The organism is bacterium (Candidatus Blackallbacteria) CG13_big_fil_rev_8_21_14_2_50_49_14 (assembly GCA_002783405.1).
Taxonomy (GTDB): Bacteria; Cyanobacteriota; Sericytochromatia; order UBA7694; family UBA7694.
In genome coordinates this window covers 85,812-106,433 of sequence record PFGG01000007.1, presented here as the reverse complement: position 1 = coordinate 106,433, position 20,622 = coordinate 85,812, and the positions used below count along the sequence as shown (strand labels likewise).

15 protein-coding genes are annotated in these 20,622 nt (G+C 48.3%); 9 read left to right on the top strand and 6 right to left on the bottom strand.

The genetic code is table 11. From position 1 onward, the window contains the following. Nucleotides 1–160 precede the first annotated feature (160 nt). From COW20_01340 to COW20_01330, 3 genes are all read left to right on the top strand, one after another. Nucleotides 161–1,180, top strand: a complete 1,020-nt coding sequence (locus COW20_01340; protein ID PIW50893.1) for a phenylalanine--tRNA ligase subunit alpha — start codon at nt 161–163, stop codon at nt 1,178–1,180. Then, complete coding sequence (gene pheT / locus COW20_01335) at nt 1,180–3,249, top strand: phenylalanine--tRNA ligase subunit beta (GenBank protein ID PIW50892.1); 2,070 nt, start codon at nt 1,180–1,182, stop codon at nt 3,247–3,249. The genes COW20_01340 and pheT overlap by 1 nt, the downstream gene beginning before the upstream one ends. A 105-nt stretch (nt 3,250–3,354) precedes the next feature. Next, nucleotides 3,355–5,379, top strand: a complete 2,025-nt coding sequence (locus COW20_01330) for a hypothetical protein (protein PIW50891.1) — start codon at nt 3,355–3,357, stop codon at nt 5,377–5,379. Nucleotides 5,380–5,392: 13 nt separating this feature from the next. Here the strand turns inward: COW20_01330 and arsC are convergent, their stop codons facing one another. The 4 genes from arsC to COW20_01310 form a co-directional block, all read right to left on the bottom strand. Further along, complete coding sequence (gene arsC, locus COW20_01325) at nt 5,393–5,737, bottom strand: arsenate reductase (glutaredoxin) (GenBank protein ID PIW50890.1); 345 nt, start codon at nt 5,735–5,737, stop codon at nt 5,393–5,395. A 17-nt stretch (nt 5,738–5,754) separates the two neighbouring features. Next, on the bottom strand, nt 5,755–7,263 hold the full coding sequence (locus COW20_01320; protein ID PIW50889.1) for an aspartate aminotransferase family protein: 1,509 nt from the start codon (nt 7,261–7,263) through the stop codon (nt 5,755–5,757). 138 nt (nt 7,264–7,401) lie between these two features. Next, on the bottom strand, nt 7,402–8,718 hold the full coding sequence (locus COW20_01315) for a hypothetical protein (protein ID PIW50888.1): 1,317 nt from the start codon (nt 8,716–8,718) through the stop codon (nt 7,402–7,404). Between the two features lie 80 nt (nt 8,719–8,798). Further along, nucleotides 8,799–9,383 carry a hypothetical protein gene (locus tag COW20_01310; protein ID PIW50887.1) on the bottom strand — a complete coding sequence of 195 codons (585 nt, stop codon included), beginning with the start codon at nt 9,381–9,383 and terminating at the stop codon, nt 8,799–8,801. Nucleotides 9,384–9,654: 271 nt separating this feature from the next. Here COW20_01310 and COW20_01305 point away from each other — a divergent pair, with 271 nt between their 5' ends. The 6 genes from COW20_01305 to COW20_01280 are packed head-to-tail and all read left to right on the top strand — an operon-like array spanning nt 9,655 to nt 17,414. Next, nucleotides 9,655–10,872 (top strand): hypothetical protein, encoded by a 1,218-nt coding sequence (locus COW20_01305; protein PIW50886.1) that lies wholly within the window; start codon nt 9,655–9,657, stop codon nt 10,870–10,872. A 43-nt stretch (nt 10,873–10,915) separates the two neighbouring features. Then, the gene (locus COW20_01300; protein PIW50885.1) at nt 10,916–11,815 is read left to right on the top strand and encodes a 4-hydroxy-tetrahydrodipicolinate synthase; all 900 of its coding nucleotides are present in this window, start codon (nt 10,916–10,918) and stop codon (nt 11,813–11,815) included. Next, the gene (locus COW20_01295; protein ID PIW50884.1) at nt 11,812–13,500 is read left to right on the top strand and encodes a ribonuclease J; all 1,689 of its coding nucleotides are present in this window, start codon (nt 11,812–11,814) and stop codon (nt 13,498–13,500) included. The genes COW20_01300 and COW20_01295 overlap by 4 nt, the downstream gene beginning before the upstream one ends. 4 nt (nt 13,501–13,504) lie before the next feature. After that, nucleotides 13,505–14,548 carry a hypothetical protein gene (locus COW20_01290; GenBank protein ID PIW50883.1) on the top strand — a complete coding sequence of 348 codons (1,044 nt, stop codon included), beginning with the start codon at nt 13,505–13,507 and terminating at the stop codon, nt 14,546–14,548. Beyond that, on the top strand, nt 14,545–16,197 hold the full coding sequence (lnt, locus tag COW20_01285; protein PIW50882.1) for an apolipoprotein N-acyltransferase: 1,653 nt from the start codon (nt 14,545–14,547) through the stop codon (nt 16,195–16,197). Before COW20_01290 ends, lnt begins: the two co-directional genes overlap by 4 nt. Beyond that, nucleotides 16,194–17,414 carry a hypothetical protein gene (locus tag COW20_01280; GenBank protein ID PIW50881.1) on the top strand — a complete coding sequence of 407 codons (1,221 nt, stop codon included), beginning with the start codon at nt 16,194–16,196 and terminating at the stop codon, nt 17,412–17,414. Before lnt ends, COW20_01280 begins: the two co-directional genes overlap by 4 nt. On the opposite strand, the gene amrB is transcribed toward COW20_01280, so the two are convergent. After that, nucleotides 17,392–18,195 carry an AmmeMemoRadiSam system protein B gene (gene amrB, locus COW20_01275; GenBank protein PIW50880.1) on the bottom strand — a complete coding sequence of 268 codons (804 nt, stop codon included), beginning with the start codon at nt 18,193–18,195 and terminating at the stop codon, nt 17,392–17,394. The genes COW20_01280 and amrB overlap by 23 nt on opposite strands. After that, nucleotides 18,192–20,417: a hypothetical protein gene (locus COW20_01270; protein ID PIW50879.1), complete on the bottom strand. Its 2,226-nt coding sequence runs from the start codon at nt 20,415–20,417 to the stop codon at nt 18,192–18,194. Before COW20_01270 ends, amrB begins: the two co-directional genes overlap by 4 nt. Between the last annotated feature and the right edge of the window lie 205 nt (nt 20,418–20,622).

Here is a 20,622-nt window from a genome sequence, read left to right as displayed (position 1 = left end):
AAAAATAACCTGGGCTTAAGTATTTTGGGTTTTACAGGCTCTACCCGACCGTGAAACAAACGATGAACTGGATATTTTATTTCAGGCATCTTCAGGTCTTCACGCTTGAGTGGGTTTCATTTTCACGTATCTTAGGCGACTCATGGTAAAATACCCCCCTATGAAAGAACAGATCAACACCCTTCAAACCCAAGCCCTTGCCGAAATTACATCGGCTTCCGATGAAGCCACCCTTGAAGCCTTGCGTATTCATTACCTGGGCAAAAAAGGAGCTGTGCGGGCCTTTTTTCAGGAAATGGCCAAGCTCAGTGCCGAAGAAAAATCTGTGGCTGGACAGTTGGTGAATGCCCTCAAACAGGCCGTGGAGGAGGCCCTCGAGTCCCGCAAACATCAACTCAAAGCCAATAAGTTTACAGATCTAGATCAAAAAGAATGGATCGATGTCACCGCACCGGGGATACAACCTCCGCAAGGACACCTGCATCCAATTACGCAAATCCAATACGAAATTGAAACGATTTTCCGTTCCATGGGCTTTCAGGTTTTTGATGGCCCCCAACTCGAAGATGACTATCACAATTTTGAAGCCCTGAATATTCCTGCCGATCACCCGGCCCGAGATATGCAGGATACTTTCTGGCTGACCAATGGCCGTCTCTTGCGTACGCATACCTCATCGATCCAGATCCGTGCCATGCAGGGGCAAACTCCGCCTTTGCGCGGTATTTCACCGGGACGTGTTTTTCGTTATGAAGCGACCGATGCTTCTCACGAAAATACCTTTTACCAGGTGGAAGGCTTGATGGTGGATAAGGATATTTCCGTGGCTCACCTGATCTATGTTATGAAAGTACTGCTCAAAGAAATCTTTCAGCGTGAAGTCAAGGTGCGTCTGCGGCCAGGCTTTTTTCCCTTTGTGGAGCCTGGTTTTGAATTGGATATTAACTGCTTGATTTGTGGCGGGGAAGGCTGTCCGGTCTGTAAATATGAAGGTTGGGTGGAGCTTTTGCCCTGTGGCGCGATTCACCCCAATGTTCTCAAAGCCTGTGATATTGACCCTTCAGTCTATACAGGTTTTGCCTTTGGTCTGGGCCTCAATCGCCTGGTAATGATGCGTTATGGCATCAATGACATCCGCTATTTTCAAAGCGGAAATCTGCAGTTCCTGGAGCAATTCTAATGAAACTTTCATATCACTGGCTTGCTGAATACGTTGAAATTCCTGATGCCCCCAAACCTTTGGGGTTGAAATTGACCATGGCCACTGCTGAAATCGAAGGCAGTGAGGCCCATGGCAACGATACTGTCTTTGATATCGACAATAAATCGCTGACCCACCGACCCGATCTCTGGGGGCATTATGGCTTTGCCCGTGAGGTCGCTGCGATCTATGAAAAACCGCTCAAACCCATGGCTTTGGCTGTGCTAGACCCAGCTTCCGGGCCTGTTTATCCGGTTGAAGTTTTGGCCCCAGCCGATCTCTGTCCGCGCTATAACGCCCTGGTGATAGACGGCATTGAGGTAGGCCCTTCACCTGATTGGCTCGTGGAGCGTCTTGAAGCGGTGGGGGCACGATCGGTCAACAATATTGTCGACCTTACCAATTACGTGCTCTATGAAGTGGGGCAACCCCTTCACGCTTTTGATCGCAGCAAACTTCAAGGCGCGATTGGGGTGCGAATGGCCACCGAAGCTGAAGCCTTTGAAGCCCTGGATGGAGGCAAACACAGCCTGAGTTCGGATATGCTGGTAATTGCCGACCAGGAAAAGGTGGTGGCCTTGGCGGGTGTGATGGGCGGAGCCAACAGTGAAGTGGATAGCTCCACCACAGCCATGGTGCTTGAATCTGCCAATTTTCACCCCACCAGTGTGCGGCGTACGGCTGCTAAGCTGGCGATTCGCACAGAATCCTCAATGCGCTTTGAAAAGGGTTTGGATCCTGTTCAGACCGAAACAGGTGTGCGTCGTTTTGTAGAATTGCTGAAAAAGATCTGTCCCCAGGCCAAGGTGGTGAGTGCTTTGGCGGATCACGATCGTTCCAGCCATGAAACACCTTTGATTGAAACCCGCTACAGCTGGATCAACCGCAAACTGGGAACAGAGCTGCCCTCAGCTCAGATTGAAGGCATTCTCACCCGTTTGGGTTTTGGCGTTGAAACTCAGGAAGATCAACTGCAGGTGCGTGTTCCCTCCTGGCGGGCCACGGGTGATATCGCGATTCCTGAAGATTTGGTCGAAGAAGTCGGTCGGGTTTTTGGCTATGACAATATTACGCCGCTGGCCCCGCTCACGCCAGTTGAACCCGTTCAGCCCAGTGCCCTGCACACGCTGATTCTGCGCTTGCGCCAGATTCTTTCTGGGTCTTTGCGCTTCAGTGAAGTGTATAATTACGCATTTGTGGGTGAAAAGCTCTTGCAGCAATGTGGGCTGACGTCAGAAGGGCATTTGGCTTTGGCCAATCCGCTGGCCTCTGATCAGAACCTGATGCGTACCTCTTTGGTTCCGAATATGCTCAAAATTACAGCTGAAAATTTACGCTTCAAGAAAGCGTTTGCGATTTATGAAGTGGATCGTATTTTTCAGCTTGAAGCCAAGGCCAATACGCATTTTGAACATGAAAGTTTTGCGCTTTGCGCCCTGCTCTGTGATGCCGCTTGGAAAGGGGGCTCAGATCAAGCCTTCTATGCCATCAAGGGCCAGGCTGAGCATTTGCTTGCCCAACTCAATCTGGCGGGAGAACTGAAAGTTTATCCTCCCGCAAAAGCCGATGCTCTTTCTCCTTGGAGCCACCCTGGCCGCACGGCTGAAATTTTTCTGGGGCAGACCCAAATAGGCCAATTAACTCAGCTTCACCCCCAAATTGCAGAAAATTTTGGCATCAAAGCGGGTGTGGGACTCTTGGAACTGGATGTTTCCGTTCTGTTGACCCTGCCCCAGGCCGGTTACCATTTTGCTGGGGTTCAGAGATACCCTACGGTTCCCTTTGATATATCTTTGATTTGCCCTGAAAAAACCTTGATTGCCGATGTCGAGGCCTGTATCAAGGCTTCTTCCCCTGAACGGGTTAAACAGGTCAAACTCTTTGATATCTACCGAGGGGATAACCTGGGCGCAGATCAAAAAAGCTTGGCGTTTACGACGACGTTTGCGGCTGCCGATCATACCCTGGGGCCTGAAGAGATTGAAGCTCTGCAAAATGGGGTGATTGCTGCACTGGAGTCTCAGCATTATTTGGTACGCAAGGGCTAGTTGGTTTTGATTCACGCTTGAACAGCTGAAAAATTCAGACTTTGCTTGTCTTCTGGCTCTTGCTTGCTCTAGAGTTAAGGCATTCTGTTCTGTAATGAGTTTAACGTGAAAATTGGCTTTTATGCGCCTGGGAGCTACAGTGATCCGACCATCAAATACAGTGGTCCCAGTTTGGGTTTGGGATATATTGCAGCATATCTTAAGCTGAAGTTTCCTGAAATTGAAGAAATTTTTATGGAACTCGATGCTGATTTGCTGATCCAACGCCAACCTGATCTGGTGGGCGTGTCTGCCTTTACTTATGCCTATGGTCAGGCCTTGCAAGGGACACGACGTATTCGCAATGCCTTGGGCTCTGAAGTTCCGATCTTATTGGGTGGGCCCCATATCTCCTCTTTGCCTGAAAACCTTGATTCTTGCATGGATTTGGGGGTAATCGGTGAGGGAGAGCTTGTCATGGAAGAGCTGGTCAAGCTTTTTCTGAAGAATGAATGGAATCCGACTGCCTTTCGCAGCCTGCCGGGTTTGATTTTTTGGAATGAAGCAGGTCAACTTGAGCGTTCCTCTTGCGGGCAACGCATCCCAGACCTTGACGCTTTGCCCTTGCCTGATCGCTCCCTGATGTCAGCCTTTTGGCCCGAAGAAAATGAGACTATTTCTTGGATGCCCGCACTCTCAACTTCGAGGGGATGTCCTTTTACCTGTGGATTTTGCATGTACAGCAAAACAGCCAATCTGGTGCGCTACCATTCAGTAGACAGGGTCATGATGGATATTGAAGATATTCTCAGACGCTTTCCCAATCTTACCCATTTACGCATTACAGACGATCTTTTTGTGACGAAAAAATCCCGTCTTAAAGAAATCGCCGATCAAATTCGCGCTGAAAAACTTCATACCCGCGTTACCTTCGGTTGTATGTCCAAAGCAAGTTTTTTCGATGAGGAATATTGCCAAATTCTTAAAAGCATGAATATTGCGGTCATGTCTTTTGGTTTTGAAGCGGGTTCTGACCCAGTTTTACGGTATCTCAAAGATAAAAAATCGACAGTCGCCAGGAATCAGGAATCGCTAGACCTTTGTCGAAAATATGGAATTCATGTCGGGGGGTATTTTATTATTGGGGCGCCGCCTGAAAGCCGTGAAGATTTGGCGAAAACCTATTGGTTTATTGATCGCAACCGTCCAATCATGCCCGTGACAGGTATTTTTCCCTTGATCGCTACGCCTGGAACGGCTGTTTGGGCTGAAGCACAGGAGCGCGGACTGATTGATGCTGAGTATCAAAATTGGGACAGCTTCAGCTATCAATCGCTTGAAACAGGTCAATATCTGCATCTTAATCAATATTATAGTCTGGATGAGTTGGTTCAATTTCACCAAGAGACCTTTGTTTCTCTTAAACGCCGCTCTTCGTTTCATCTTATGATTCAGTCAGTATTTCGATGTCTTCAGATGTATTATTTTCAAAATTGCGTGGCTCCAGCGATACGACAAATGATTCCTGTAAATTCGCGTATCACTGAGATTCACAGGGGAGATATGCCTCTGCAACACCAATTGGAACAGGATTATAGTCTTGAAAGCCTCTTTTGGGCAGATCCACTGCCAGAGCAAACTTCTGCAGATTTCATTTTGCTTACCCATACCTTAGAAAAACTGGGTTTTGCTTCAGCGGCCTGGGCCAGAATTCGCTCCTGGCGAAAACCCATTCTCCTGGTTGTTGAAAATATAGCGACCTGGGCCCGGCTTGTGGCTTTGCTTAAAGGTTGGGAAACCCATGGTGGCAGTTTGGAACAAACCCAAAGTCTGTTTCGTTTTAGTCTGAAAACCCTGGACAGTGCTTTACGAAACCAGGGCTATCAGGTGCAGGCTGTTCATAAACACCGTCTCCCTGAGAAGGATTCTCCCTTTGTGCGAAGTTTAACGGAGCCCTTTGAGACAAGCTATTATCCACCTGAGGCAGACTTTCTCAGTTATCCCATTCTTATGCATATTTTTAAGGGGTTTGCCAAACCTGAGCTGATTGAGTTTATCACTGAACAATTTTCAAGCCAGGATTTTCAGAAAGAAGTAGATTTTTTTAGTTTTACTCTTCTGGCGGTGCCCGTCTCTGAAACGAACGGATAGCCGAAGTAAAAGCTTAAATCAAGTCCAGTACATTTTCAGGAGGGCGACCCAGTGCCGCTTTCGAACCCGCCACTACGATTGGGCGTTCGATCAAACTGGGATGCTCCGCCAAGATTTTGAGCCACTCGTTGCGACTGCGTGTATCTTTTAAACTGAGCCCCAATTCTTTGAAAAGCGCTTCTTTGCTGCGAATCAAAGCTTGAGGTTCTATTCCCAGTTTTTGGCAGATCTGATCCAGTTCTCTTGCGCTGGGGGGTGTTTTTAGGTATTCAATAATTTCGGGCTTTGCACCTTTTTCCTGTAAAAGAGCTAGGGTTTCACGACTTTTGCTGCAGCGGGGATTGTGATAAATTTGCATCTTACAAAATTCCTTGTTTATTTCGTGGGTTTTTTACGTGTTTTTTTGCCTTCAGGGGGGTCGGGCCGGTAGGTGGTTTCCATAAAGTCGAGAACCATTTCTTCCACATCGCCCCGGTTGGGCAAGGAGCCAATCATGCCATACATGGCGGCTGTTCGCTTGGGAACCTGTCCCCCTTTGGGGCCGGCCGAATTGGATTTGGAGAGTACCTGGCTGAATACTTTTTCTGGCAGCAGGCGAGAGAGGCCTCTTACCAAAGAGACTTGCACTTTTGAAGAGACATTGCTCCAGCTCAGCTTTCGCGCTGCGGCCACCGAAGCTTCCAAATCGGCGATAAACTGTCGTGTGCTCTGGACATGGCCATGGTTGACGGTCATGTGCAAACAGGCTGGATTCTGCTGGCGATCCAAATGCCAGCCCCGAACGGTCATTTCGTCTCCCACGGCATAGATATCCAATTCCTCTGAGCCAATCGCGAAAATGCTCATTTCGGGATTGCTGATCACATGTAAGCCCTCAATCTTATTCACTTCCTGCATCAGCCAGCGGGTGGCTTCCATGACCTCTTTGGCGATGCGCAGATAGCCCTCTTCCCCCAGATAGTTCATGACAGCCCAGGCCGCGGCAATGGTTCCGCCGGCACGGGTTCCGGTCATGGTGGGAGAGGGATAAATGCCGCCTGGCCAGTCAGTATAGACATAGAACTGATGCCGCCAGAGTTCTGCTGAGCGGTAAAGGACGGTCGAGGCCCCTTTGGCCGCATAGCCGTATTTATGTAAATCTGCTGAAATCGAGGTGACACCGGGCAGGCGGAAATCAAACTCACGAATCGGATATCCCAGTTTGCGTACAAAGGGCAACATCAGCCCGCCGACACAGGCATCGACGTGAAAGGGAATCTCCCGTGACCGGCAAATTTCTGAAAGTTCTTCAATCGGATCCATTACACCGTGGGGATAGGCTGGGGCCGAACCCACGCCCAGAACCGTCTTGCTGCTCAAGGCCCGTTGAAAGGCCGAAATATCAACACGGTAGTCGTCCCGCAGGGGAATATGCACGGGCTTGAGGTTGAAATAATGGCAGGCTTTTTCAAAGGCAGGATGCGCACTGAGAGGCAGAACGATTTCGGGTTCTCTTAAATCGGGAAAGCGGCTGAGGGCATAATCACGGGCTGTTTTAACTGCCAGCAAAATGCTCTCGGTTCCGCCGGTGGTCATATTGCCTACCACTTCTGAATCCCCATTCAAGAGGCCTGCCACCATGGCGACCACTTCCGCTTCAAATTTGCGCAAACTGGGAAAGGCTCCGGGGTTCAAGCCGTTTTCAGACATGAACATCTGGTGGGCTTCTTTCAGCACTTCGAGAATATCTTCTCCGGCATAAAAAACCAGACTGAAGACTTTGCCCTCTTTCCAGTTCACGTCCTTTTCTTTGATTTTGTGCATGTCCTGAAAGAGATCGGCCTTTGTGCGGCCTGATTTGGGCAATTGAAAAGAAGATGAAGTCATGGCTGGTTTCCTGGGCATTTTTCTCTATTTTACCTTGCCCTGGCAGGATGGGCTATCTTGGAGTGTCGGGCTGAGTCTGCAAAATTTAAAGACGGAGTGCGTTTTCACGTGGGTCTGAAAACCATTTTGGCATTATCACACAGCAAATAAAATTAGTTAGGGTTCGAGCAATTCCAGAACGCCTTCACTTTTGAGTATCGCCAAACCTATTTTGTGTTCGGAAATACCTGGATACAGCTGATAATCAAAGTCAAAACTGTTTTTGTGAACTGTGACTTTAAAGCAGAAAAATTGCATGCCAGGCAAATTCTGTATCTGTGGTACCAATTCAATAAGATGGCTTGAAAGTATGCACAAAACCTGCGGAAATAGGCTCAATCGGCGAATAATTTCGAGGGAAGCATCAAAGGCATCCTGCAAATTTGTTCCGCGAAAAAGTTCATCAAAGATTACCAATACTTGCTTTTCTTGTCGAATGAGTTCTGCAGCTTGTTTGACGCGTCGGACTTCGCTGTAAAAATAACTGTATCCCAATTCAAGATTGTCGTGATTTTGCAAACTTGTCATCAGGCCCTTAAAGCATGTGAGCTTCATCCTCTGAGCAGGAACCCCCATTCCAAGGTGGGCAAGATATACAGCAAGAGCGCAAGCTTTTAGAAAGGTCGTTTTGCCTCCCATATTGGGGCCGGTTAAAACCAAAAAATGTGTCTTTGAATCGAGCTTGATACTGTTTGGAATGGCCTGAATCAAACGCGGGTGTACCAATGCTTCAATTTCCAATTGAGGTTCAGAATGGTTTTCAAACTCTGGGAAATTAAGTCTCAGTTCCTTACAGATTTGGGACATAGAGGTCAATGCGTCCAGTTCAAAAATGAGTCCAATCAATTGTTTGACTTGGCTAAAACATTTTGCCCGGAATAGGCGGTCAAAAACAAAAATATCGCCAAAACTGAGGCTTGGCTTTGGCTTCCAAACAGCCTGAAGTTGCTGATCCGAAAAAAGTATTTCTGCCTGCCCCCAAATCTTCTCTAGTAAGGGCGTTTTTTCACGTGGGCGATGCCGTTGCCAAAGTTGATGAAAATCTCTCAGGCACCGCCAAGTTTCTTGGCAACCCACTTCAATCTGGTCAAAATGGCGATAAATAAAGGTTTGTTTCAATCCCTGAATAGCGGCCAGAGCACGCCATCCGCTTGACACTGTCTCTATGCCAGAAAATAGATACTCTTCGATCAGACGCTCCTGGCGTCCTGAGAGAGAGGGCAGCCAGGCCTCAGGTTCATGGCGGAGAAAGCGTAGTGTTTGTTGAACCGTGAGAATTTCATCAAGGGTTTTCAATGGGTTTTCAAACCTCTTGCGAAGACGACGCTCCCCCCCTTTCGTTAAAGTACGTATAAAACCATCAAAGATAGATGTTCCCCCTTCTGGTCCTTCGAAAAGTTCTAATTCTCTTAGTGTCTGAGCATCAATCCGCATCAGTTTTTGCCTTTAGTTGTGTCATTGGATGAAAATTTTAGGAATGTGTGATTGCTTCAATCCATGCGTTTCAGATATATTCATTTAGGCGGGTTGAGCTGCTTTTCGAGGGTCTGAATGCGGTTTTCTAAAGTTTGAATTTGACTTTGCTGCTCTTGGAGCGCCGCCACCGCCAAAGACAGATAGCCATAGAGGTCGACACTGTTGCCATCGGGCTTGACCAGTTCCTGCGGCGTGTGCTTGTTGATCATAAAACCCAGTCTTTGGGGGCCTTGGGGTTCAAAACGGTATTGCCAGGTGACCAGGGGTAAATTTTGCAGTTTTTGGGCCAGACGGGCCCGTGCAGCAGGGGTTACTGTTTCAATTTTGTGTTTGAATTCAGCCTTTGAAATCGGGCAACCACCGGGTTGAAGTTTGGGATCTGAGCTGGCACAGACCAGTTTCTGCTGACAATCATTGCCAAGATCACAGCTCGCTCCTGCTTGGCTACAGGCCATTCCTTCCTGTTTATCGCCACAGGTATTGGCTCCAGGAGTGCTGTTGGGCGCACCGCAGACGGGTGCGCCACAAGTGGTATACCATTTCAGTTCACCAGTGCTGGGGGAGGGTTGCGTTTGCTGAGAATGATTGACCTGGCAGGCAGTGAAAAGCAGGCTTATACACAATAGAAGACTTTTCAGTGAAGTACGGTGGCTATGCATACTTTGTCATTTCCCATTTTTTCTAATTGTAACAGGGCTGGCTTTGTATTTTGAAAAATCATGGGGAATTGAAGCATAACAACCAAGAATGATGCTTTATTTACACCTGCCTACAGGGGCCAGAAGTCCTGCAACCCCTGACCCTCTTTGGTGCAGCCCCGACTCAGGGTATACTGATTCAGTTCTCCGATGCGTTTACCGTGTCATCTTTGCCGTGAAGGATTTGTTTTTCGCCATGCACAACCTCTCCGTCTATACGCTCAAGCCCCTTGGCGAGCAATTGTTAGAAAGTGGCCTGCTGACCCAGAATCAGCTTGAACAAGCGCTTTCGATGCAAAAACAAAATCCTGAGCGACTTTTAGGCCAAATTCTGGTTGAATCTGGTTTTCTCACCCAAGCTGAATTTGAAACCTTTATGCAGGCCCGCATTGGCATTCAACAACCTTTGGGTGAATTGTTAATTCAAAAAAATCTGATTCAACGTGAACAATTGAATCAAGCTCTCTCGATTCAGATGCAAACTGGCCCGGCGGGGAAGCCCTTGGGGCAATTGCTGGTTGATATGGGTGCGATCTCCAAGCAGGCCCTGGATGAAATTATTAAACAGCAGGCCCGGGATCAAGAGTCTGTTAGAAAAACGATGGGCAAGCAGAAAGAATCTCTGACCCTCGAACGTGCCCAAGTTGAGGATATTCAGAAACTGCTCAGTGCAGGTCATTTGTTTCTCGCATTGGCACGCTTTCTGATGCCCGATGCGCGCAAGCTCTTTGAAGAGCGCTTTCAGGTCTTTCATCAGTTGTATCATCCCCCAGAGCTTCAACTCTCAGAAGCCCTTCAGGGGGCGGTGATTGATTTCTTTATCCATTTTTTGCCCCTGCTGGAATGGGGCATGACCTCTGAGCTTTCAGATGAGATTGAAGAATGGCAGCACAGCGTCATGAATGCCGGATTTTTTGCCTTTGTCGAAGGGCTGTGTCGCGATTTGCTGAAAGATCTGCCCATGGATTCCAGCTTTGCTTTAAGCAGTCTGGTTTTGACTGAGGTTCCCGATACGATCAGTTTTCGCGAAGCCCTGTATCTGGTCATGCGTTCTCCCTATCTTTTGCCCCATGGCTCGCTCATGACCCTGCGTTTTTTGCTGAACGAATTTTGGGGGCAACGCAGTATTCTTGAACAAAGAGGCGTCCATCTGGTTCGCAATGAAGATGAAGTGGACCTCAGTGATTTTTTTCGCCCCCGCATTTCTGAGCATGACTCTGATCTGGAGTATGTGAGTTATATGGAAAATCACCTCTTTACCCAGATTGAAAACCTAACCGAAAAACTAAAAAATTGCCCGCCTCAAGAGCGGGAAAGCACCTTGATTGAAATGATGGAATTTAACTATACCCTGCTTCAGACCCATCGGGACCTGAAAGTAACCAGTTTGCTGGAGGCTGAGGCAGAAAGCTGATTATTAAGATCGAAAACGAAAATTTAAGAGGCACGATAAAACCATGAGCCTGAAACTCAATATGCAGCTTTGTACTGCCATGGTTACTCCTTTTGACCCAGCGCTGAGATTGGATACAGAACGCCTGTGCCAGCTCGCAGACTATTTGATAGCCCAGGGATCTGATGCCCTGGTCGCTGTGGGCACAACGGGAGAATCCCCGACCCTGAGCCATGCTGAAAAGCTGAAAGTCTTTGAAACCCTCTCCCAGCACTTGAAGGGCCGTGTTCCCTTGATTGCAGGGACGGGCTCCTATTCGACAGCAGAAGCTGTTCAGCTTTCACAGGAGGCTGAAGCCGCTGGCGCAAATGCCTTGCTGGTCGTAAATCCCTATTATAATAAGCCCTCTCAAGAGGGGCTTTATCGCCATTTCAGTGCGGTTGCGCAGGCTGTCTCTATCCCCCTGATTCTGTATAACCATCCGGGGCGCACAGGGGTTTCGCTGAGCGTTGAAACGGTCTGTCGTTTGGCAGAGCATGAAAATATTGTGGCGATCAAAGACAGTTCAGGTGATTTGGTATTTATTACTGAATTGCTGCGCCGTTTGCCTGAGTTTAGTGTTTTCAGTGGCGACGATCCGCTGACCCTGCCGATTCTGGCCTTGGGGGGCCAAGGGGTGATCAGTGTGGTCAGTCATCTTGCAGGGCGTGAAGTCAAAGCCTTGATTGAGGCCTTTGCCGAAGGCGATATGGCAACGGCTCAGCGTTTAAATTTTCAGCTCTTGCCTTTAACCCGTGCCCTCTTCAGCGCTCCCAGTCCGGCACCCGTCAAGGCTGCCTTGGCCTGGTGTGAGCAACCCGTAGGCGGAGTTCGCCTGCCTTTAATTGATTTAAATGATTCAGAAAAGCAAGTGCTTGAAGGTATTTGGAAATCCTTCTGCCAGGAAGGACGTATTTCCGCATGAGTGAAGAAATCAAAGAACAGTACAGCGTGATTCCCCTGGGGGGAATTCGTGAAATCGGAAAAAATATGTGGCTGGTCAGCAATGAGAAGCAGATGTTGATCATTGACTGTGGCTTGAAGTTTCCAGGGGAAGACCTCTATGGCGTAGATTATTTGCTCCCAGATTTCAGCTATGTGATTGAGAACCAGGAAAAACTGGCGGGCATTATCTTAACCCATGCCCATGAAGACCATGTCGGCGGTTTGGTGCCTCTGATGGAAAAACTGGATTCTCCGCCCCCCCTTTATGCCACAGAGCTTTCTTTGGGCTTGCTCGAAGAGCGGGTGACGGATATTGAAGAAGGTTACAAATCACTCTTTCACCCGATTACAGGGCGCGAGATCACCGAGATTGGCAGTTTCAAAGTTGAGTTTATGCATGTCTGCCACAGTATTTCTGGAGCCGTGGGGTTGGCTGTGCATACTCCGGATGGGGCGATCGTCTTTACAGGGGATTTTAAGCTTGACCCCACGCCGATTGATCAAAAACCCACTGATTATTTCAAATTTGCAGAATTGGGCGAGCAGGGCGTTTTGCTCTTGATTGCCGACAGTACCAATGCCACCCAGCCGGGCTATACCATTTCTGAAAAAGAAGTGGCAGAAAGTTTCGTCAATGCCTTTTATCGGGCCAAAGGCCGGATTATTGTGGCGACCTTTGCTTCCAGCCTTCACCGCATTCAACAGGTGGTCAATCGCTGTGCTGAGTTTGATCGCAAGGTGGCCTTTGTCGGTCGCAGTATGGAGCGGATTACCGCCAAGGCCTATGAGTTGGGGTATTTGACCTATCCTGAGGGCTTGGTGGTCAGTTTGGAAGTGCTCGACAGCCTGCCTGCCGACAAGGTCGCGATTATCACCACCGGCAGCCAAGGCGAACCCATGGCTGCCCTTAGTCGCATGGCCAGCGGCAAATACAATCAGGTGCAGATTCGCCAGGGTGATACCGTGATCATTTCGGCAACGCCGATTCCGGGCAATGAACGATCGATTTATCAGAATATCAACAAGCTGATCGAACGCGGGGCGCAGGTGCTCTATGATTCCCGCAAGGGGTTGCATGCTTCTGGCCATGCCAGTCAGGAAGAACTCAAGCTGATGCTGAATTTGACTAAACCCCGTTATTTTGTTCCCACCCATGGTGAATTCAGGCAAATGACCCGCCACAAAGAATTGGCCGAATCTGTGGGCATTGCTTCAGAAAATATTTTTCTCTTGGATCTTGGCGATCATCTCTTGGTTTCAGAATCTGAAGCCCAGGTCAGTGAACGTGTGACGGCAGGTGAGATCATGGTGGCCGGGCGGGGCCATGGTTACCTCGATGCCAAAGAATTGCGCGAGCGGCATAAAATGGTCAAAGACGGTGTCCTTTTCGCTTCTTGCACCCTGGATGAAAAGGGGCAATTGGCATCTGTTCCGCGCTTGATGAGCAAAGGTTTTATTATCGAAGACGATCCCGTAACGCTCTACCAGAATGCGGGTGAACAATTGGCCAGTCTTTTGCGCAATTATATGCAAAAGCATGAAAACGTAACCCTAACTTCTGAAAAAGGAGAAATCTTGATTCAAGACATGTTAGGACGGATTATTTACAGTCTCACGCGTCGGCGGCCCGTGATTGTGCCCCTGGTGCATCATTTAGGAGAATAAACCCATGCCAGATACGTCTGAACTTTTTCTAAAATTGATGGAGCAGTTTAAATCGGGAGAATTACAACCCGATAATTTGCGCTTGAAAGTGCCTGTGGGGCCGCCCCAGGCCGGAGATATTCTCGACCCTCACAGCTTGAGCGAGAGCCAACGCCATAGCTATATCTCTCTGGGGGAGAAAGCTTTGCAAAACAGCCAGGTCGGCGCGATTGTTCTGGCTGGAGGTATGGCTACACGTTTCGCCTATGAATTGCCCAAGGCGCTTTTTCCTGTCTTGGCAGAAAAAACCTTTCTGGAGCTGAAAATCCTGAGCTTAAAAGCGCTGAATATTCCCCTGTTTTTGATGACCAGTTTTCACACCCATGCGCTGATTGAAAACTTTTTAGAGGCGCATGATTGGTTTGGTTACCGCGAGCAAATCAAGCTGTTTCAACAGTTTCATCTGCCCCGGATTTACCGTGATGGTTCTGTGCGCTATCTGCACGACCAGATAGAATGTGCTACCAGTGGCCATGGGGATTTTGTTGAGGCTTTTAAAAAATCGGGTTTGATGGATCATTTTCTGAAAAATGGGGGACGTTACCTGCTTTTTTCAAATATTGACAATCTGGGAGCTACCCCAGATTCCCTTTTGCTGGGACTGCATATTGAAAAAGAAAGTGAAATGACGATTGAAGTGGCTGCCAAGGCCAGTGGTGATAAGGGAGGAGCCCCTGCGCGGGTCAACCATCGCCTTCAATTGGTTGAAGAGTTTCTCTTTCCCAAGAACTTCGATCAAGATCAGATTCAGGTCTTCAATACGGCTTCGTATATTTTTACGGCTGCCGTACTGACGCATCATTTTCACTTGCCTTGGTATGCGGTTGAAAAAACCGTGGAGGGTCAGCATGTGGTTCAGTTTGAACACCTCGCTGGCGATTTGAGCTGTGAATTGAGACCGCTCTGTGTTCTGGTAGAGCGTTCAGAACGTTTTTTACCTGTTAAACGTCAGGAAGATGTTGAAACGGTCAGGCCGCTCTTAGAAGCCAAATTTGCAGACTTTGTATGAAACAAGGTTTTCAAATTCCCCTTTGTATTGTCTCTGGGCTTTTGGCAGCGCTTTCTTTTTCAACCCTTTCGACGGGTTGGTTGATATGGTTTGCCTTGATCCCTTTTTTTCATGTGCTCTACCGTGAGCCGCTGACCCTGCGCCGAGGGGCATTTTTGGGCTGGGTTTTTGGCATGGGCTTTTATATCGGCATTATCCATTGGCTCAAGGAATTACACCCCCTGACTTGGTTGTCAGGGGTAACAAATGAACTCAGTCTTTTGATCGTCTACGGGGGAATTTTGGGCATCAGCCTGGTCATGTCTTTTTGGCCTGCCCTTTTTGGCGCGATTCTGGGCTGGCTTAATCCCCAGGGATGGTTACGCGTTGCGCTTCCTGCTTTGCTTTGGGTTTGCCTTGAATGGGCACAGGAACTGGGGGATGTTTCTTTGCCTTGGGCCCGTCTGGCGATCACGCAGTTTCAAGATTTGCCGCTTTTACAAATTGTACCGATCACTGGTTCGATTCTGATTGCAGGTATTATTGTGGCTTTTAATGTGGCTTTGGCTCAATTTATCGACCAGTTCGCTCCAGATCCCCAGCCCCGGAAATACTGGCACTATCCTGCGTTTAAACCCTTGGCCTTGCTCGTCATGCTTGTTTTGGCTCTGCATGGCTATGGCTGGAATCGTTTGGCAAGTGCGCCTTCGACAGAGCCTGCCGAACCCGGCGAAGGCGTATTGGTGGGCTTGGTTCAAGGCAGTATTCCGCAAGGGCAAAAATGGGGAAATACCCCTCAAGAATTCTGGCAAAATGTGGGTGAGATTGAAAAGATTTATTTTGATCTTTCTCAGGATTTGCTCAAAAAAGCCCCCCCTGCCAAGCAGAAAATTGTGATTTGGCCTGAGTCTGCCGTGCCGGTACCCGTTCGTTTTTTTTCGGAGCATCAAAAGCAGTTTGAAAAATTTGCCCAAACCCATCAAATCTTTTTCCTGACGGGCATGTTTGACCGCAAAATCTGGGATAGCCCTTCTTTTAATGGGGCGGTGCTCTTTGACCCCCAAGGTCAGATGAAATCCTGGTATTATAAGCGTCAATTGGTTCCTTTTGGAGAATTCTTTCCCTTCCGCGACTTTTTGGGCAAATTGCCTGTGATTGGCAGTTTGGTTTCTGCCCTCAATCCCATGAAAGACGATGTCGCCCCTGGCACCAGCGCCTCCTTGATGGAGACCCCTTTGGGCAAATTGGGAACTTTGATTTGTTTTGAATCGGTTTACCCCCATGTCGCCCGTCAATCGGTTTCAGAAGGCGCTCAGATTCTGGCAATTATCACCAATGATGGTTGGTACCGCGATGCGATTGCGCTCTACCAACACAATGCCCACGCAGTGCTGCGTGCGCTTGAAAACAGTCGCTATGTGCTGCGTGCAGGCAATACAGGTATCAGCGGTGTGATTGACCCCTGGGGGCGAATTCGGATTCAATCTGCCCCTATGGAACGAACCTATTTGTATTATGCTTTGGATCCCGCGCAGGCCATTCGCTCTGAACAAACCCTGTATACCCGTTGGGGAGAGTGGTTTACCTATTTATGCATGCTCTTACTGCTGATTCTGGCTTTTGTGGCGAAAAACAAAATCTCAGCCCAGACAGATCTTTCTGAAGTATGAAGGCCAGTGCCCATTTTCGATTGTTTCGAGCTTTGGCGCAGGAAATTCAAAAACGACCCCAGCAGGGGATTCAGCTCTGGTGGGATGATCTTGATGCTTATCACTGCCTGAGATGTGGGCATGCCTGTGATCGGCCCTGGGCAGTTCATATCAGCCAGGCCTGGCTCGAAACTTGGGGCGAAAAGCTGTCTGACTTACTCTGTTTGCCCCTGCAAGAGATTGTTCAGCCTGAAAAGGCCCCCACTCCTTTTCGCTATGCTTCACTGCGTAAACAAAGGGGCAGTTTTGACTGTATTTTCCTTGATAAAAATAAACTCTGCAAAATTCATTCCCAATGGGGGGCAGAGGCCAAACCTGAAATTTGCCAACGCTTTCCCCATACTGCCAGTGCACTTGCTTCAGAACATTTTCAGGCCTATGGGCTGGCGGGAAGTTGTACCGATGTTGCGCAAAAACTGACTTCCAAACGGGTTTTGCGCTATCAGTGGAAAGACCTGGCGTCTCAGGGGGGGCCACCCGTTTTGCAGGTTTTTGGCGACCAAAGTTTGAACCTGGGGGGCTTTATCGCCTGGATCGGCTTGCAGTTAGACACCCTTGAACAGTCGAAAAACCTTTCAGAATGGATCCAGTTTCAAATTCAGGCCCTGACGGCATTGCTACAGGGCCCCCAAGTTTCAGACCTTATCGCCGTTGAGGGGATTTTCGAAAATCTTCAGCCGCTTGAAGACCAGACTGCTTTGAAGCCCCATGAAATTCAGCATTTTCTCAAGGGTTTGGTGCTTTTTCTGCTGCAGCCCCGTCCTGAATTGAAAGATTTCCTCCATTGGCTGATGCAGCCCGAAAGCATGTCGGCCTGGAAAATGAATGCCTCTGAAGCGCAGGAGTTACAAGCCTTTAGCCATGCCTGGCTGCAAACCCAATTGCTTTTGCATGGGTTTTTAAGCCAGGGCAGTTTGAATCTGCTTCAAGAGACGATGTTTTGGGGTGTTTGCGCGCTCTTGATTCAACTGTATGCGCTTTATCTTCGATCTCAGCACGGTTCACGGCTCTTACGAACGGATCTCGAAGCGGGGCTGAATCAGATTTATGCTTTTCTGGTTCAGGATTATTCCCCCAAAGGCGTGATACGCTTGCAGACGACCCGCAAAGAGGCCTGTTTGATTCAGCTCTCGCTTTTGGCGCGTTGGCAGTGGCCTAATTCTGAACCGGGGCCGTAAAACTGTAGGCCCCATAGCCCACGACCTGATCGCGGGGGCCCGCTGTATCGCCTGAGTTGCGATAATCGAGAAAATGCCCCTGCCACCCTTCAATCCGTGCGATTTCGATGGCAGTTAATACGCCAATCATGCCGCAGGCATCGCCTTTATCTGCCATTTCCTGAAAATCAAGGGCAGGAATCGCATGGTTTGCAATGGCATCAATCCGCCGTGCTTCTTCATAGCTGTGATAATGACTCAGGTCGGTTGAAATGACGAACAGCACATCGGCTTGCTGGGAATAGGGCAGCAGAATCTGTGCAAGTTGTTTGGGGGGGGCGGCTCCGATCACAATCGGGATAATTTCAAAGGATTTCAGGGCTCTTTGTAAAAAAGGCAGCTGAACTTCAAGCGAATGCTCCATCAAATCCGCCTCTGGTATAAAGCCCAATTTTTCAGCCAATTCTTTTGCCAGCGGAGAGACGGGAATCATGCCCAGCGGGGTTTGATATTGATCAAAAGCACAGACTGAAACGCCCCGCAGGGGATAGCGGTGAGAGGGGCCCAGGATAAAGATTTTCCAATGGGTTTTGGGGTCAAGGCTTTCCAACTGGCGGTAACTGTACCCAGCCACGGGGCCAGAGTAAATATAACCGGCATGGGGGGCGACAACCACGCGCAGGTTTTGCGCCTTATCGGGGGAAGCGGCTTTTGCAAGATAGCCATCCACCATTTCCGTCAAAACCTGTGGGTTATCGGGATAAAATCGTCCTGCGACGGCAGGGTAGCGTGTATAACTCATGGTTTGACCAACCTCTCAAGATTGCTCTTCAGATAGCCTACCAATTCATGTGCTGAATCTTTGTTATAGCCTTTTTGCATCAATTTATCGACATTGGTTTTGATTTCATCCAGCTCTTCTGAGGTCAGTGCAGCCAGTTTGCTGCCTTCCAAGTAGAGCAGCATGTATTCAAGTTTCTTTTCAATCTCGGATTGTTTTTCCTGGTACATGCGATTTTTGGCTTGGTAAATCTGAGATTCAAAAATTTGTTTGATATTCTGCTTGGTATTTAATCCCGGTTGAACGCGGGCTGTAAATTCATACCAGAATTTTTCACGTTCTTCATTATTCAGCGATTTACCAAAGATCAGATTTTCTTTGTCGCGTAGAAAGCGTTCTGTGACATCATTGCCCGCTTGGTCCCTGATTTTTACTTTTTCCAGATAGAGCGTTTTGAGGCCCTGAACCAGATAGACTTCAGTTTGGGTAATAATTTGATCTTCATAATCAAAACGGAAAACATCCCGCATTTCAGTATTGATGATTCTGAAATACTCGTCTTCGAGCATGACCATCAGTTCCTCATAATCTTTTTTGGAGTCCTTGAGAAAAGGATAGTCTTCGCGCTCATGGCGAATCACATCGCGCAGTTTTTTCATCAGGGTAATCGGCGATAAAAATCCATGGGGGGCGTCAATCATGGCCCGGTCAATGATTGCATCTACTTCGCGGTATGAGAAGTTATAGCTGCGGCCCTCATCAGGATTTTCATCGTAAATTAAATCCAAAGAGCGGTTGATCAGACTGATCTCTTCTGATTGCAATTGGTGTCGGTTGGCCACCTCTTCGGGCACGCGTTGGGTTTGATAGATTTTGGCCTTGTCCAACATGCTGAATTTTTTCAGTTTGTCTTTCATCTGCATCAATTCAGGATTTTGCTCATAGCCATTGTATTGCCGGTTTTGCATGATGGGCTCCAGCCGGTTCATGACTGAGAAAAGTGCGAAGAGTTCGTCCGTATGCGGGGCGACGTGGTACCAGGCACGCAAATCATCGAGCTTGGTGCGATAAATTTCTTCTTCGAGTTTATAGTCAAGCAAATACGGCACATTGATAATTTCCAGACGCGTGCGAAAGCGGTTGTATTCTGGATCCTGACGCAAAAGATTGAATTTTTCAGGGTTGATACTGCCCACGACCATGATATCGAGGGTATAGCGTTCGCCTTCAATATTGATTTTGCGTTTGTCATTGAAAAACTGGCTGACAAACTGCAAAATGCCCTCAAGCGAATCTTCCATGACCATCAGGCCATTTGAGGCCTTGGAGAGTGGGCCCGTGAGTTCAGGCAATTCCAGGTTTTTCAACATATAGGGGAATTTTTTTCGTTGGAACATAAAGGGCTGGCGCGATTTTTGTGTTAAAAAGATCGGGTTGGTACCTGGGTCGATCACCGCCAAGCCTTCCTGATAGGTTTTGGAAATATAGGTTCGGCGAATGCGAATATGGCGCTCAGCCAAGCGCAGAACTTCATCCGGGGAATATTCTGTGACCAGCTTGGTCTTGGTTTTATAGACATTGATAATTTCTTGCAGAATACGGTAGGCCTGGGGGGATAGCTTGTTATCCAGAACATATTTGCTGGGGCTGTCGACGAAATATTTTTTTCGCGCTTCGGGTTCGTAAAGCCAGGCTGGTGAACAGGCAGCGTCATCGACGATTTTATCGAGCTTTTCATCGTCCATAAAGGCGAAGGTTGGGCGTTCATCAAAGATCGCATCCAAGGCCTTGGCAAACCCCACTCTTTTGCCCTGATCATCGTCATGGGGAAAGACCCATTCGATCGTAAAACGGGCCCCATGGGGTGTTTTTGAATAGGCTTCAAGCGCATAGGAAAGCGCGTTCCAAAGTGTACTTTTGGCAGAGCCATTGGGCCCCAGAAGCAGGATCATTTTGGTATTGTCACGGCAGAGCGTGGTTAAGATTTCATAGATTCGGGTTTGGATAAAGCCATGCCCAATTAGGCGTTCATCGGGTTTATCGGAGAGTTGCAATGCCTTGAGGGTGGTATAACGTCTGCCATAGCGTACTTCATGGCTGATTCCGAAGTGTTCAAGCGCGTCCATGACATATTGTGGCGCACTGCGGATCAGGTGGGGGCATAGGCCTACCAATTCTTTCCACTCACTGAGTGAGAGGATGGCTTTGTCCAGAAGTTCTTTGGCGCGGGGATTTTCTTCCATGAGCTTTCCTTTTCAGCCTTTGCAATTTCTGTGCTGCGTTTACACTATCATAGCGTTAAAGCTGGGTTTCTTTCAAATGCTTGATGCATGAAGGCCATGAATCGTGGTCCTGAATTCAATCTGAAGTTGAAACCGTTCTGCGACTGTGAGATGATATTCTCAGAGAGAATTTCTTGTTGATTTGGCAATATTATGTTTAATTTAT